Origin of the sequence: Cellvibrio sp. OA-2007, from assembly GCF_000953825.1 — a bacterium.
Lineage (GTDB): Bacteria > Pseudomonadota > Gammaproteobacteria > Pseudomonadales > Cellvibrionaceae > Cellvibrio.
Genome location: NZ_BBUL01000091.1, coordinates 130887 through 146015 on the forward strand (window position 1 = coordinate 130887; position 15129 = coordinate 146015).

11 protein-coding genes are annotated in these 15129 nt (G+C 48.1%); 4 read left to right on the top strand and 7 right to left on the bottom strand.

Going from position 1 to position 15129, the window contains the following annotated elements; genetic code table 11:
- Positions 1-52 precede the first annotated feature (52 nt).
- The 3 genes from AWU77_RS12235 (at position 53) to AWU77_RS12245 (ending at position 5190) form a co-directional block, all read left to right on the top strand.
- On the top strand, positions 53-325 hold the full coding sequence (locus AWU77_RS12235) for a PilZ domain-containing protein (protein ID WP_062063788.1): 273 nt from the start codon (positions 53-55) through the stop codon (positions 323-325).
- Between the two features lie 178 nt (positions 326-503).
- Complete coding sequence (locus AWU77_RS12240; protein ID WP_062063790.1) at positions 504-4085, top strand: hypothetical protein; 3582 nt, start codon at positions 504-506, stop codon at positions 4083-4085.
- Between the two features lie 16 nt (positions 4086-4101).
- Positions 4102-5190 carry a polysaccharide deacetylase family protein gene (locus tag AWU77_RS12245; RefSeq protein WP_084618330.1) on the top strand — a complete coding sequence of 363 codons (1089 nt, stop codon included), beginning with the start codon at positions 4102-4104 and terminating at the stop codon, positions 5188-5190.
- A 50-nt stretch (positions 5191-5240) separates the two neighbouring features.
- On the opposite strand, the gene AWU77_RS12250 is transcribed toward AWU77_RS12245, so the two are convergent.
- From AWU77_RS12250 to AWU77_RS12280, 7 genes are all read right to left on the bottom strand, one after another.
- Positions 5241-6554 (bottom strand): hypothetical protein, encoded by a 1314-nt coding sequence (locus AWU77_RS12250; RefSeq protein ID WP_062063793.1) that lies wholly within the window; start codon positions 6552-6554, stop codon positions 5241-5243.
- Complete coding sequence (locus AWU77_RS12255) at positions 6544-7104, bottom strand: outer membrane beta-barrel protein (RefSeq protein WP_062063795.1); 561 nt, start codon at positions 7102-7104, stop codon at positions 6544-6546. The genes AWU77_RS12250 and AWU77_RS12255 overlap by 11 nt, the downstream gene beginning before the upstream one ends.
- A 53-nt stretch (positions 7105-7157) precedes the next feature.
- Positions 7158-7964, bottom strand: coding sequence for a glucosaminidase domain-containing protein (locus AWU77_RS12260; RefSeq protein WP_062063798.1), 807 nt, complete (start codon positions 7962-7964; stop codon positions 7158-7160).
- Between the two features lie 32 nt (positions 7965-7996).
- Positions 7997-8683, bottom strand: a complete 687-nt coding sequence (locus tag AWU77_RS12265) for a replication protein P (protein WP_062063800.1) — start codon at positions 8681-8683, stop codon at positions 7997-7999.
- Positions 8595-9791 (bottom strand): DnaT-like ssDNA-binding domain-containing protein, encoded by a 1197-nt coding sequence (locus tag AWU77_RS12270; RefSeq protein WP_062063802.1) that lies wholly within the window; start codon positions 9789-9791, stop codon positions 8595-8597. Before AWU77_RS12270 ends, AWU77_RS12265 begins: the two co-directional genes overlap by 89 nt.
- Before the next feature lie 95 nt (positions 9792-9886).
- Complete coding sequence (locus AWU77_RS12275; RefSeq protein WP_062063804.1) at positions 9887-11263, bottom strand: GAF domain-containing sensor histidine kinase; 1377 nt, start codon at positions 11261-11263, stop codon at positions 9887-9889.
- A 14-nt stretch (positions 11264-11277) separates the two neighbouring features.
- Complete coding sequence (locus tag AWU77_RS12280; protein ID WP_062063806.1) at positions 11278-12816, bottom strand: response regulator; 1539 nt, start codon at positions 12814-12816, stop codon at positions 11278-11280.
- Positions 12817-13059: 243 nt separating this feature from the next.
- Between AWU77_RS12280 and AWU77_RS12285 the strand changes: the two genes are divergently transcribed.
- Positions 13060-15117 (top strand): TonB-dependent siderophore receptor, encoded by a 2058-nt coding sequence (locus AWU77_RS12285; protein ID WP_062063808.1) that lies wholly within the window; start codon positions 13060-13062, stop codon positions 15115-15117.
- The last annotated feature ends 12 nt before the right edge of the window (positions 15118-15129 follow it).

The window sequence follows — 15129 nt, forward strand, 5'->3', positions numbered from 1 at the left end:
CTGCGGCAGTAATAAAACATAGCGGTACAACAACAATAATTCAGGAGCTTTCATGAACTCGAAAGACAAACGTCGGCATGTGCGCACAACCTTTGCTTGCCGGATTAAAATTGCCCATGAATCCGTGGGCGAGTTGTTGGTAAAAACCCGTGACATTTCCGATGGTGGTGTTTTTGTTGTGCTTGAGCCAGAGCAAATCCCGCCAATCGGAACGCGACTTACTGGTCAGGTACAAGGGCTGATGGACGACGCCCCTATATTGCAACTGGAAGTGGTGCGTGTTGAACCCGCCGGCGTGGGGCTACGCTTTTTGCAAGAAGACTGAGCTCTAGTTTGCCTCTGTAATTTATTCCGCAATGAGCTTCGCAACAACTTGCGCGGAGTCATCATTGTTTATGTTCGTTGCGCTGCAAGGCGTTTCCTTTTTTAGTGCTTTCAGAAAGACTGTGTCTGTAATAAACGAATAAGATCACAGCATAACTCTGAAAACTGAAGGAGTTTTTGTGTACAAGCTTATCTATAAAAACCAATTTGTTGCAGGATTTGATGCGGATCAAGTTGTGGGCAATTTGGCGCAGTTGCTCCAATTAAAACCAAAAACAATTCGTTTGTTATTTCTCTCCCAACGTCCCAGCGTGATTAAGTTGCTGGAAAGCTCCGCCGAGGTTGAACAGTGGCGCACGGCATTTTTGGAGGCGGGAGTGTATCTGGATGCGGTAAGTATAACCGCGCCCGATGTCGATAATATTGCCGACCAAATTGAGCTGGAGTTGGAACTGCATAGCCTGGATGAAGATCTGGACGATGAAGATGAACCGCCGCGCCAACTATTGGTTAAAAAAGTTATTGTGCGCGAGCCAGTGGAATCGCCCGACGACATAACTGCTCATCTAGCAGAAACGGATGCTGAGAAAAATGCGCCGCCGCAAAATCAACTTGAATCTGAATATGAGCCGGTAGTATCGGAAGCAACTCCGGCCCCCGATAAGCCTGAAACCGCGGCGTATTTCGATGTGGCGTCTGAGACGCCAGTTGCGCCCGAAGTCTATGCTCCAGCAGAAAAAGAAATCGAATCTGAGCCTGAATCCGAATCTGCGTTAGAGGTTAAATCAGGGGTAAAAATTGAAGCAACAGAAAATGTTCAGCTAGACAATACTGCAGAAGCAGAAGCAGAAGCAGAAGCAGAAGCAGAAGCAGAAGCAGAAGCAGAAGCAGAAGCAGAAGCAGAAGCAGAAAGCAAACAAGAAGTAGAGGTTAAAAAAGAAACTGAAGTTAAAAAAGAAACTGAAGTTAAAAAAGAAACTGAAGTTAAAAAAGAAATAAATATTAAACAGGCTATAGAAACTGAAGCGACTGCAGATGTCGATGCTGAAATTAAATCAGCACAAGAACCAACATCAAATTCAGCTGCCCAGGAAGATCGCGCAGTAGAGGTTGATGATGCACATACAGATGTGGATTTCCACAAATCCACTTTTGTCTGGGGCATGTTGGCAATTTTGTTGGCGATAGCCGTAACTGTATCAATTATTTTGTGGCTAAAGCGCCCGCTCTGGCAGCCGGTAACCGTTACGGCAAAATCAGAGCAAATTGTAAATGCGCTGGCAACTGAATCCCTGTTTGTTTTGGCTCATGCCGACGTGTCGCGTTTGCAGCAGCTGCCAGATACGTTGCAGTCCGCAGAAGGGCTGCATAATCTGCCCGCCCCTGTCGATAATTTCTGGAAAAGTATGGAGCAATCCGGAATTAATATTGCGCAGCAATTGGATCAGGTGTGGGTGTCTGCCTATCGCGCTAATAATCAAAATCAACCGCTCTGGGTGTTGACGGGGCAATTTGATGCCAAAAAAATTCGTGCTTGGCTAACACAACACTATGTGATAGATGAAGAGTCGCCGCAGCAAATAATGTTTTCGTCGGTGGATGAAAATACCTGTGCAAAAAATCCAGTCATGATGGCGGTAGTTGAATCTGACCGAATTATTTTGGGTGCACCAGAGCGCGTGGCTGCATTTCGCGGTCGTATGGATGCAGCAGCCTCCGCGGAAAAAGACTTAACGGATTGGCGGCGTATTAGCGCCACACAAATGCTGAGCGTGGCTCTGCTAAACCCGGCACAGTTTGCCGATGCGTCTACTGCAATTGCGCTGGGGAAATTATCGCTGGATTCCGCACCGGTAAAAGGTATTTACCTCGGTGTTGCACCGCGCTTACTGCCGCCAGTATTGGAATTTAATGCCGTGCTGGTAGGTGCCAATCAAGACTTCATTAACACTGCCGAAAAAAATGTCGCGCCACTATTGGCTGAGGTAAAAAATACTATCGCGCAAGATTGGCCTGAAACCCTGCCTATTTATGAGCGAATGAAAATTACCAAGAGCGATCAGCAATTAGCAGCCTCAGTGATGTTTGATGAACAGATAGAGGCGCAATTGCAGCTCTGGGCTAACTCCTTGCTCGCGCGAACCTTTGCAATGAGCGAAAGTGATAGTCCAGCCACTGCGGAGCAGATTGATAATACGCCACGGCAGTTCACCAATTTGACTTCTGCACAGCTGCCAGATTTTTCAGCCAATGCCCATTTGAATCCTGCATTAGCCGCACAAACTATTGCGGGGCCTTTTGGTGTGACGATTAGCAGTATTGAGGCGACGGCGAAAGGTGTGGTAATTACGCTGGATGCCAATGCATTTAATTTGCCCAATTTAGGCAAGGACGCGGGTGATGTGCAATTGCGTATTACCGATATTGTTGATCATCAGGATCAATCTCTATTAGCCACAAGCGGCTGTGATACATCGGGCGCGCGTCGAGCGGTTGATGTCAACATGATTTACGAAGGCACTGCACTCAATCAGGGGCAACCACTTCCGTATCTTGGTATTCGCGGCACAAAAAAAATCCTGTTGCCCAGCAATATTAATCTTTCCAATATTGGCGCGATTAAAGGCGAGCTGAGTTATAACTTGCCGGTTAGTATTGAGCGCATAAAAGTAGATGCTCCTTTAGCTGGTAAAGTTATTAATTCACACGGGTTGGAGTTGCGCTTTTTGTCAGCAGGCGCCAGCCGTTTGTATTTTCAATACTCTGGCAATAGCCCTGCGCTCTTGCAGGTAAATGCTTTGAATGCAGAAGGCAAACCATTGGAATCGGTTAATGCGATGCGTGGCGTGAATTTATTTGCTGCAGGTAATACCACCAGTATTCAAGTGCAAGGCACTATTGCTGCCGCAGAAGTGATTGTGGCAAGCCAATTGGAACCGCAAACATATCCTTTTAGTTTTGGCCGCATTCAACCCTTGGAGCAGGATTTCGCTGTCGCAAAACCTGCTCCCGAATTATTGACAGTGGCGGGTTTGGCTGCGCTTAAAGCGGACTCACCACCAGCGGATATTCAATACCCCTATCAAGCGCCGCAACAAACTATTGTGGCCGGCCCAGCCTTAATTGCTGTCAATCAAATGAGTATTCAGGCACAACAATTGTCGTTGATGGCCGATATTTATTTGCGCAATCAGCACGCACTTACGCGGCAACTGAGTGCGGCGCGATTTTTTATTACCGAGGTGGAAGACTCGGCCGGCAATATTCACCCGGTGACTTTTCAAGCGCCTATTGCACTTGAGTACCAAGGCGGCAATTGGGTAGATGGACAATATCAAACCGACCCGGCGCAGCCGTGGTTGCGCGGCCAATTGGATTTGCGTGGGCAGGACCTGGGGGTGAGTGATGTGATTGCCTTCTGGGGAAAATTAGTATTCCTCGCGGCGGCTGACCCGGTTGCAATCCAACTGCCATTTCAATTCGGTATGCAATGGAATGGCGCTGAGTCTTCATTCAAATTGGCGCGCTGGGAAGCTGGGCGCTTGCTGTTTGATATTCACGGTATTTTTCCCGAGCTGATGGCGATTAGTGCGTTGGATCAAAACGGCACTCTGATTAGCCAAGCAGCTGAGTTGCGCAGTAACCAAGGGGTAAACCAAGTAGAGTTACCTATCAAGCAACATCCAGCGACGATTGAATTCAGTATCGCGCGCAAGCAGCAAACGGCTGAATTTCCGTTTGAGATTCGCGCGCAGTATTAATATCCCGAGGTAAAAAATGAGAAAGGCGCGTGTTGCGGCTTCATCTGTTAAATTTTTTGCTCTGCTACTGAGTATTGTTTTTGCCTCATCTGCACAAGCGGCCGTAGTTATTTTGTATCACCATGTCAGCAGTAGCACACCAAAATCAACCAGCATTAGCCCTGCACACTTTGAAGCGCAGATGGATTATTTGGCGCGGAATGATTTTAAGGTGGTGCCGCTGCTGGAACTCACGGAAACATTGCGCAAAGGCGAGCCGCTGCCGGATAAAACGGTAGCAATTACTTTTGATGACTCATACGCATCGGTTTACGAATCGGCATTTCCGCGTTTAAAGAAACGCGGCTGGCCTTTCACCTTTTTTGTAAACACAGATTCCATCGGCACATCAAAACTGTTTGTCAGTTGGGATCAGTTGCGTGAAATGGCAAAACACGGCGTCACTATTGCAAACCACACGACTCAACATAATCACCTGCCTCGACGCAAAAAAGATGAGTCAATTGTGCAGTGGCGAGTGCGAATTGCCTCCGAGATTAATCAAGCGCAAACAAAAATTGAACAGGAAATCGGCACGGCGCCGATGATTATGGCTTACCCCTTTGGTGAGTACGATATTGATGTGCAGCAGATTGCCAAGAAGTTGGGTTATATCGCCTTCGGTCAACAATCTGGCGCGCTCTATGAAAAAGTTGATTTGCAATCTGTTCCGCGCTTTCCCTTTGGTGGCAGTTTTACCGAACTCGACGACTTCATAATGAAGGTCAATACCAAGCCATTGCCGACAAGAAGTGTTAGCTTTTATCGTGATAAAAACACCGAGCAAAAAAATCTGATAGTAAAAGCCGGTGATAAACCTTGGCTGGTGTTGGAGCTGGATAATGCAGCACTGCTGAAAAAAATAAATTGTTTTGCCACTGGTCAGGGCGCGATTACAGTAGAAGTAATTGATAATAAATTATGGGCACAAGCCAAGCAGCCGCTAAACCCTGGACGAACACGCTATAACTGCACCGCTTATGCCGGAGAAAAAGGGAGGTTTTATTGGTATACCCAACAGTGGTTGGTTACCGATAGAAAAGGTGAGTGGACATACGGGGATTAAAATTTTAATTTTTTTACAAGGCGCTCCCACACACTGGGAGCGCCTTTTGTTTATCTGTTGATTGTCAATTGAATGGTGTCTTTCAGTTCGCTGCCGTCACTGCCAATAATGACTTTGTTGTCACTATCCAAAAGCTTGGCTGATAGTGTAACGATCATGGAGCTTTCGATAATCATCGAGCTGCTGATGGTCACCTTACCTGTTTTTGATTCCAGAGTAACTTTACTTGAGTCATAACCCGTTGGTGTACTGGTGATTTCCCATAGGGTGTTGGTGCCAGAATAAATTTCTGGATCTATTCCTGTACTGGTTGGGTAAGAAACTTTGATCCGCGGTTCAACACTGCCGCCGACAGAGACAGAAATAGATTCTGTTGATGTGGTGCTGGTTTGCCCAACGATTTCCATTTTTAACAGCTCGGGTTTTAATACTTTAATGATGAGAGTTTCAGTCGTGCCGTCACAATTGGCGGTGAGGTTGACGTCGGTGCCGCTAATGGTACCTGCAGCCGCGGTAATAACCCCGGTTGTTTTATTAACGGTGAGTGCGCTGGTATTGCTGCTGGTCAAGGAGACATTTTTAGTGATGTTGACACTTGAGCCATCTTTATATTCGCCAGTGGCAGTGACAGTTGCCGTTTGCCCCTGACGCATCTCCAAACTTTTATTGGAGCTCAATGACAGTTTTGTGAGATTGCTGAGAATATTGAACTCAAATTCCGGTGATGGAACTATTTTTTTGTCGTTGTCTAAACCTGAAGCAACAACTTTAATAACTCCATTTTTGCTTGTGCTGAGTGAGGGGACGTTAGTGTCCGCAAAGCTCGCAATATTGACTGGATTGCTGCTGGTAATTTTCCAGGTCAATGGATAGTCATAACTCTCTCCATCGCTAAACACTGTGTCTGCAGTGAATTGTGTGTCTTTGCATACATCGACAGATCCTGTTGGATGTTTGACGGTAATGCCGGTGAGGTTGGCATCGGTCAAGGCTATATCCAATGATCTGCTCATGCCCGCATAGCTGACAACAAGTTGCAGAGGAGCTTTTTTACCCGCCGCTTTGAACAGGCCATTTTTAATGCTGCCCAAGCTGGGGTCGCTTAGGGTCCAGCTAGCTTTGTTGTTGAGGTTTATTTCTTTGCCATTTGCATCTGCGCCAATTAAATTAAATTGACGGCTGCCTTGGATGTGAACACTGCTGCTGGTGTCTGCAAGCTTAATAGTGGTTATCCCATTTTTACTTGCATCAACGGTTTGCGCAACGCGTGCACTGTCGCCATCACCGCCGCCGCAGCTGATCAGTGTGAATGCACTGGCACCTAATGCGAGTGCCGATAAAAGTTGTAATCCTTTAGAACGCATAAGTTACTCCCAGGCTGATGCCATCAACGCTTAAATTGTCATCTTTGTAATAGCGAATTAAGTCGAGGGTCCAATAATAAGGTTTACCTTCTATGATTGGGTCTTGCACTGAGATGCCATAACTGAAATCAGAAAAAGTATCGCTGTTGCTGCCCGTTTCGCCGAGAGACGGAAGTTGGGTTTCGATTTCAGTTGAGGCATAACCAAGCAAAATACTGACTTTAATATCGCCCGATTCCGTCTCTGGGTTGGTGAGCGTGATATAAGCGGCGCTCTGTTGTTTGATATCCAGCGTCAGGCCGTTTTCTTCTGCGCTGCTCATGGGGACTGCAACAAGTCCTTGCAGGCCAATGCCGTCTAACAGTCCATCGGTAACTTCAATATCCGCTTTAAACTGAAACAGCGAGGGCGAAAAGTTTTCGCCAGCTGCTTTAACTTTGGTGTAAGCCGCTTGCCCGGACACATGAAATGCTACCGGCAGCTCTGCTTGTGCACTCAGGCTGGTGATGCTGCCCAGTGCGCTGATGATAATTGCCAATCGTTTACACATAAGAAATCCTTGCTGTGTGGTGGTGTAGCCATGGTGAATTGTCTGGCTGTGGATTATTCCAGATTGTTACTGCGAATAAGGGTACGCAATTCATGAATATAAACACTGCCGCGCCCGGAGTATTTGCCCAGTTCGGCCACCATCGCGCTGCCGGTAAATTGTTGCGGTGTATCGCGCAATTGTGCGCGCAGCTGCCGCCAGGGGCGATAAGTGTTGTGAGTATTAATGTTGTTGAAGTATGCCGTAACCGACTCTTCAACATTGTTAAATTTCTTAACCTCGTGTTTGGCGCCGGCGGGGCGTTTGTTAGGTACTATGCCGCAGCCCTCTTTATAGCACCAATGGCCAAATAAATTGTGCGCCTCCTCAGCAAAGCGAGAGGTGCCCCAGCCAGATTCAATAGCCGCTTGTGCCAAGACCATTGCCGGTGGAATTGTGTCAACGCGCAGCAGCAGAATTTCGATTGCCTTGGCATCTTCAGGATAGGTTTCATAGGTCACATGAAACTTTTCACGCAGTTTCTTTAGGTTGCGCTCATTCACACCCGTAATTTGTTGCGATTCAACCCATTCAGTTTTGATTTTGATTAATCGTTCGCGGGACTTTAATAGGTTTGCGTTTTTCTCATCGACCATTGGGCGCAGCATCTCAAGAAACTGTGCTTTGCGCTCAGGTGTTTGCTCAATCGCGGAAAAGTCGGGCAGCAGTGTATTGCTCGATAAATCATCGCCAGCTTGTTCTGCATCGGCGAAAAAATAATTTGCGGGCAAGCTGGCAAGTGTGAGTACTAATACCAGTGTTGCAATGGGGAAGGCGACCAGTAATAAGCCTAGTAGCCATTGTGATGCGTTTTTATTCATAAAAAAGGTTGGTCCAAAAAATTAAAAGTGAATTACAAATCGAGTTGTTTGCGCAGTTCTTCCATGCGCTTGGCGTTTTCTTCTTTGCTCAGCGGTGTTTCTATCGTTTCGGGCAGTGCGGGTATATTCGGTGCGGGTAATTCTGTGCCGTTCATTACGCGCTCGCAGAGTTTTAAATAGTGCCGCTCAAAAATCGGGAAGGCGACTTTCTCGGCATTGGTGGTCAGAAAATACCAGTCGCTTGCACAACCAGCGTGATACACCGCCGGATGGCTCCATGCGTAAGCCGCTTTCGGGCTGGGCGCGCGGCAAGCTTCTACGTAAGCCTGGTGAGCATCCACCAAACCGAATTTATCCGGCTCGCCTTGGCAAGCGCGAATCATGCGGTTAAGCGTGGGCAAGTATTCCGATTCTTCAATCACCTTGCGCGCACCGCGCAAAATAGTTTCCGGCGCAAATTGCGCGAGTGAGTTCAACCAGAGGCGGCGCGCTTGATTGAGCAGCTCGTTGTCTTTAAACGCGGCGTAATACTGGTTGTGATAATTAATACGAAACAGTGCAAACACTTGATTGATCGCATCTATGTGGCCATCGCCGGGCGCCGGGCGCTCTTGTTCGTTGCGCTGCTGCTCAGTTTGCCCAGCTGCGGTCGTTGAGTTGTTGCGCGAGGCTGCTATCTCTTGTGCGACCTGCTGAATGAGGGAGTTGCTGTCCTGCATGGGTATTAACCTGCTGCGAGTTGACGGTTGTTAATGCGTGTTGTTTGGCCCAGTGAAACTTCACGTGCTGCAAAAATTTGGTATTCCAGCTGGCGAGCAATTGATTGCTGTCGCGCCAGTACAAAACAAATTCGGCGACCTGCTGCTGGGCAAATTTTAAATCGATATTGGCGAGTTTGAGTACATCGTACACATCTTTACTTGGCTGCCAATTATCGGGAATACGTTTGGGTTCGGTGTCGTGTTCCAGCGCCGAGTTGTAGCGATTCCATTGGCGTTTCACATGCTGGATAAACTTGCTGTTCCAGGTGCGCCCCACATCACCGCGCTCTTGCCAATAGACCACAAATTCCGGAATGGAATCCTCCACAAAGGCAAGGCTGATACTTGCATGCTTCACCAGTACTTCAAGCGCATCTTTGCTTGGACGCCACTGGCTGTGCATGGCGATTTCCAAATCGCGATTTAAAAACTCGGTATCGCGATCACGCACTTGTCGTTCACTTTCTTCGCGTTTTTGCCGCGCGATTTGGGTTTCATGGCTGCGCCATTTGTGCAATAAATCCTTTAAAAATTTCGCGCCCCAGGAGTGATTCGTTTCACCGCGCTCGCGCCAGTAAGTCACAAACTCGGGCACTTGCAAGCGCACAAAATCGAGCGGGATATTGTATTGCGCAATCTGGCGCAACAACTCCTGATCGGGCTGCCAGTTGGGCGATATCAAGGTCGCTCCGGCATGGATCACAGGGGCGGGTGCAGCAATAGGGTTTATTGCGGGCGGCGGCGCGAACGGCTGGGTATCGGCCTCATCAAATGCCAGCGTCAAGCGCTGACTCTCAGTGTAAGGCGCCGAAGCGAGCAGAATTATGCCCTTATCCTTCAAGCTGCGGCTAATGCGCTGGATATCCTGATCTGCCCAAAACGGCATTAAACGGTTTATCCAACTCGCATCCACATCCAGCCACTGGCGGCCATTGGCTGGAACCAGCGGCAAATAAGTCGCCATATCGCCCAAAATCGACAACATACAGGCCTCTTCCAGCCCGATAGTCGCGGCGAGAGACGGGGAAATTAGCAGTGGGCGCTCGGGAATCAGGGATGAACTCATAGCTCTCAGGCCGTAACAGCCGAATCAAAACAAAGGAGGGAATTGTAGGCGGATAGGGGGGGAGATGCCAGCGTTTACAGGGCTTGCTTCGGCGATCAAGTGTGGCAGGGTATGTCAATTCTAAAGCTCGCCCCGTGAGATTGGTCTTCATCAATCACAATGTCTCCGCCTAATTTTTGCGTTACCAAATTGTAAACAATGGATAGCCCCAAACCTGAGCCGCCAGTGCGGCGGGCGGTGGTGAAAAAGGGTTCAAAAATTTGGGGGCGAATGTCGGGGGCGATGCCGCAACCGTTATCCCTGTAGTGCAGGGTGATTTGCTCAGCTGTTTGTGTAAGTTGGATGCGGATTTGTTTTTCTTTGTGCTCGTGCTCAGCGTGGGAAAAAGCGTGGTGAATGGAGTTGGTAATTAAGTTGGTAATAATTTGCGCTATAGCGCCGGGGTAGCTATTCAGGGCTATCTCTGCGCTGGGCATTAGCTGGCAGTCGATGTGATTTTTTTTCAGTAGCGGCTGCAAACTTTTTAAGGTGAGGTCGATACAGCTGCGCAGTTCAAATTGCTCTTCTTCAGTGGATGCGTGAATGGAGCCGGATAACTTAAAGTTATGTACCAAGGTGGTGGCGCGGCTGAGATTGTTATTGATTAAGCCCAAACCATCGTCAAGCTCTGCTAAAAATTGCGCAAACTCTGCTTCATTAAGTGCTTCATCTTTGTAGAGTGCTTGTACCCGTTTTAATTCGCTGAGGCAGTGGCTTGAAGAGGTCACCGCTATGCCGAGCGGCGTATTGATTTCGTGGGCGAGGCCAGAGACCAAGCGGCCAAGTGATGCCAGTTTTTCACTTTCAATTAATTTGGCCTGGGTGTGATTTAAATTGCGCAGCGCTTCCTGCAGGATATTGGTGCGCTCATTCACTTTTTGTTCAAGCTGTTCATTAATTTCTTTGAGCTGCCGCTCGTAGTCATTGCGCTGCGCGGCGCTAACCGCGCGGCCATAGGTATCGGCCAGTGCGCTAGCAAAGGCAATTTCTTCATTGGTCCAGCTGCGTCTTTCACCCTGATGTTCACAGCAAATAATACCGAGCATTTTGCCGCGGTGCCTTATAGGGGCATCGAGCATAGAGGTGATGCCCAGCGGCGTTAAATAGCTTTGGCTAAATTCCGCTGTGCAGGGATCTGTGTGGGCATCGTTGGCGACTACGGCGCGCTCGCTATCCAGGCTGTCAAAATAATGGGGGAAGTCGCTGCGTGCGAGACAGAGGCTGGTGTCTAATTCACACTCATCACCATCGATGAGCATCTTTCCGCAAATGACCTGTTTGTCTTCGCTAAATAACCACACACCGGCGCGATTGATTTGCAAGCCGTCTATGGCGGCAGTGAGAATCAATAGACCGGCAGCGTTTAAATCACCGTTGTCGATCATTGATGATTTAGACACGTCGAGCAAAATATCGTAGAGCGATTTGGTCATGATTGTGGGTCTGGTTAATGATGAAATGAGTCAGGTAAATTTCTGCGAATATCGCGGAAGGCATCAAACAGTTCCAGCGCGGCGTCTACCATGGCCGGATCAAATTGCTTGCCGCGCCGCTCGCTGATGTAGTGGATAATGTCATTTTCCTGCCAGGGCTTTTTGTAGGCACGCTCGGAACCAAGTGCATCAATTACATCAATGATGGCAACTATGCGCCCCTCCAGTGGAATCGCATTGCCTTTCAATGCGCTGGGGTAGCCATTACCGTCCCAGTGCTCGTGGTGGCTCAGAGCGATGCGCGCCCCCATTTTGGCGATGGTGCGGGTGGAATCTTTTAATAAGTCATAGCCAATTTGCGCGTGAGTTTTCATGATTTCCCATTCGGCATCATCCAGTTTTCCGGGTTTGTGCAAAATAGTTTCAGGAATGCCAATTTTACCTATGTCGTGCAGTGGCGATGCGTGGCGCAACATTTCCGCATACTCGCTGCTTTGCCCGAGCTTTAGCGCCATTAGCTCACACATCAGCGCTACACGCCGCACATGGGAGCCGGTTTCTTTCGAGCGCTGTTCAATCGCATCACCCAATACCAGCAACAATTCTTTTTGGGTTTCCTGAATGTGTTCGCGGTTGTGCAGGTTTTGGAAAATCAAGGTGATATTGGCGGCAAACAAGGTGAGTATTTCATCTTGCAGCGCATTGTGCGCTTCGTGAAAACGGGTGTAGAGCACGCTGCGAGTCTGTTCATTGGTATGGTAGTAACCGATAAATACCTCTTCAGTTACCGAGGATTGCTGGTTCGCTAATGTATCGATAATGGTCTGTTTGACATCGGCGGGCAGTATGTCGGTATCCCATTGGGTATTGAGCCTGACTTCATCGCCAGTGGCGGCAAGTAAAATTAATTCGGCATCGCCAAACAGATCCACATGCTGGCTAACCAAATACATCTCGGCGGTTTTGATACCGAGCAACTGCACAGTGTGACTGAGAATGGCATTGCCGAATTGATACAGGGTTTGACTGCGCAGTACGGAATCGGACGCGGCGATCACTTTTTGCATGCCGCGCTTACTGGTTTCAATGGTGATTATGTCGCGGTAGGAGCGGATCGATGAATACACGCAGGTTTTTAATTTGGTATCGGTTAACTCGGTTTTGCTTTTGTAGTCGTTGATATCGTAAGAGCGAATCACAGTTTCTTCTGGCGCGGTGCCGGGTTGGCCGGTGCGCAATACAATCCGCGTGGAGTGGTTGTTTAAATCGTTACGAACCTTGTGGATTAACTCCAGCCCGGCATTATCGGTTTCCATAATTACATCGATAAATGCCAGCGCAATATCGGGGTGATCCTGAAATAAACGCAGACCTTCCTCGGCACTGTAGGCGTTGAGAAAGGCGATGGGTTGTTCATCAACCCGAGTGTTTTTTAACACCATTTGTGTGACCGCATGTACCTGTTGTTCATCATCGATAATCGCGACTTTCCAGGGTTTACCCTGTACGCTTTTGTTTGGCGCCAAGGGGCTTGCGGGTTTAAGAAACTTCATCGTCGTCCCTCCCTATTTTTCAAAGTATAGGTGCTGGCTGTGTTTCAGCAGTGCTTCTTTAGCTGTTTTTTTAATTATCCATAAGCCTTTTGCAATAATTCGATAGTCGGTTTTGTTGTTGTTACAGATTGATACAGACGCATGCGCTCTGTTACACCCAATCTTGTCGATCATCGCTAGGCTGTGCGCTCTTAATTATGCTGCTGTAACCGCAGCGATTGCCCTAGCCAAAAGGAAACCGCCATGCGCACATCATCCATCGTCACTCCAGGATTAGTCCTCTCGCTTTTAGCTGCCCCGGTTATAGCCAGTGATACAACAAGCCCCGCCCCGCCACCCGCGAATGACGCTGGCGTGGAAGAAATGGTAGTACAAGGGCGCAAAAGCGATTATTCGGTGATTACTGAAAATGCCCAAAAAATTATTGATGTGCCAGGTTCGCTGGGCGATCCGCTAATGGCAGTTTTCAGTTTGCCGGGTGTGATTAGTGAAGGCGATGGCGGCGGTGCCCCAGCGGTGCGCGGCTCATCGCCGAGCGACAATCGCTACTTGGTCGACGGTGCGCCGGCAGCCTATGTTTTCCATACTTTTTCTACGTCGATTTTTAATGAAAATATCATTCAGGATTTTGACTTATTTTCCGCCGGGTTTGGTCCGCGCTATAGCAATGCCATCGGCGGGATTTTTGATATCAAATTGCGCGACCCCAAAACGCAGGATATTCATACCAAAGTTGATCTTTCAATTCTGCGCGCCGGCATATTTGTTGAAGGCGATGTAACGGAAGATTCCGCCTTTTATTTGTCTGGTCGCGCCAGTCTGCTGCATTATTTTTTTGATAGTGATGCCGCCGAAAAAGAAGACGGCATTAAAGTGCAAGATGCACCGGAAGATACGGATTACCAGTTTAAATACCAATACCGTTTAGGTGATGACCACAAACTCACTTTGAGCGCGAACGGTGCAAGTGACTTGGCGGCAGCTGAATTTACCGAATTTTCTACCGAGGTTATGGAAGAGCCGGATTTTGCCGGGGATGCCAAAATTCAAAATACGTTTCACAACCAAAATTTGCGTTGGCAATTTGCTGCAGGGGAGGGCAGTGAGCTTGATATGCAAATGGGGCACTACCAAAAAAATGACGATACCTTTTGGGGAGGGGAAAAATATTTTTTTGATTTCACTACGGAAGATGTCTATGCGGTAGCGAATTTTTCGCTGGTGCTGGGCAACTCCCACAGTATTTCAATGGGCGCAGAAAGCCATAATACTGAATACAGTTACGATGCGCGGTTTATCAATTATTTATGTACTGAATTTGATCCCGATTGCGAGTTGCGCCGCGGCGAATTAATTGTCGCGGAAGATACAGTGACAATTAAAGAGCATTCTGCCTATGTGAATGATCACTGGGCAATTACCGATGCGCTGGCGGTAGATCTGGGGGTGCAAACCCACTACAACGATTTCACCGAAGAAACCTTTACCCATCCGCGTGTTGCAATCGCCTGGGAGTTTATCGACAACTGGACGTTAAGTTCTTCTGCAGGCAGCTACAATCGCTTGCCGGATATCGATAAAACCTTTCCACAAATTGGCAATACCGAATTGCAATCGCCCAACTCCAATCACTACACGCTGGGTCTTAAACAGGAATTGGCTGATGAATGGAGTTGGTCGATAACGACCTATTACAAAACCATGGACGATTTGCCGCTTGCAAGTGATGTGAATGATACTAACCAACCCTTCTACACCAACAATGTTGAAGGTGAGGCCTATGGGGTGGATTTATTCATCAATAAAGGTTTAACCGATCGCTGGTACGGCTGGCTTGCGATCAGTGCATCGCGCAGTACCCGCACCAATAAACTCACCGATATGGAACGCGATTATTATTTGGATACGCCGCTGGTAGTGAATTGGGTAATGAATTATCAAATAAACGATTTGTGGACTGTGGGTACGCGCTTGACCGCACAATCTGGCCGCGCGATAACGCCAATTGTGGGCATTCAGCCCAACCCCTGGTTTGAAAATCGCATCTTGCCGGTATATGGCGAGCCCTATTCAGAAAATTTACCGGTGTATTCGCGCCTGGATCTGCGCTTTAAACGCGAAATGACACTTTGGGGTTACTCTGGCACTTACAATATTGATATTCTCAACGCCCTCAATCGCCGCAATGTTACCAATCGTAAACTAGATTACAAACGCACTCACTCGGCGCAAGATTTCAAATTGGAAGATCAAGTCGGTATGGGCATTATTCCCGCACTGGGTATGTCGCTGGTTTTTTAAATCACACTTTTT

Coding starts and splice junctions, on each gene's coding strand:
- AWU77_RS12235 (WP_062063788.1), top strand. CDS start 53: ATGAACTCGAAAGACAAACGTCGGCATGTGCGCACAACCTTTGCTTGC.
- AWU77_RS12245 (WP_084618330.1), top strand. CDS start 4,102: ATGAGAAAGGCGCGTGTTGCGGCTTCATCTGTTAAATTTTTTGCTCTG.
- AWU77_RS12250 (WP_062063793.1), bottom strand. CDS start 6,554: ATGCGTTCTAAAGGATTACAACTTTTATCGGCACTCGCATTAGGTGCC.
- AWU77_RS12255 (WP_062063795.1), bottom strand. CDS start 7,104: ATGTGTAAACGATTGGCAATTATCATCAGCGCACTGGGCAGCATCACC.
- AWU77_RS12260 (WP_062063798.1), bottom strand. CDS start 7,964: ATGAATAAAAACGCATCACAATGGCTACTAGGCTTATTACTGGTCGCC.
- AWU77_RS12265 (WP_062063800.1), bottom strand. CDS start 8,683: ATGCAGGACAGCAACTCCCTCATTCAGCAGGTCGCACAAGAGATAGCA.
- AWU77_RS12270 (WP_062063802.1), bottom strand. CDS start 9,791: ATGAGTTCATCCCTGATTCCCGAGCGCCCACTGCTAATTTCCCCGTCT.
- AWU77_RS12275 (WP_062063804.1), bottom strand. CDS start 11,263: ATGACCAAATCGCTCTACGATATTTTGCTCGACGTGTCTAAATCATCA.
- AWU77_RS12280 (WP_062063806.1), bottom strand. CDS start 12,816: ATGAAGTTTCTTAAACCCGCAAGCCCCTTGGCGCCAAACAAAAGCGTA.
- AWU77_RS12285 (WP_062063808.1), top strand. CDS start 13,060: ATGCGCACATCATCCATCGTCACTCCAGGATTAGTCCTCTCGCTTTTA.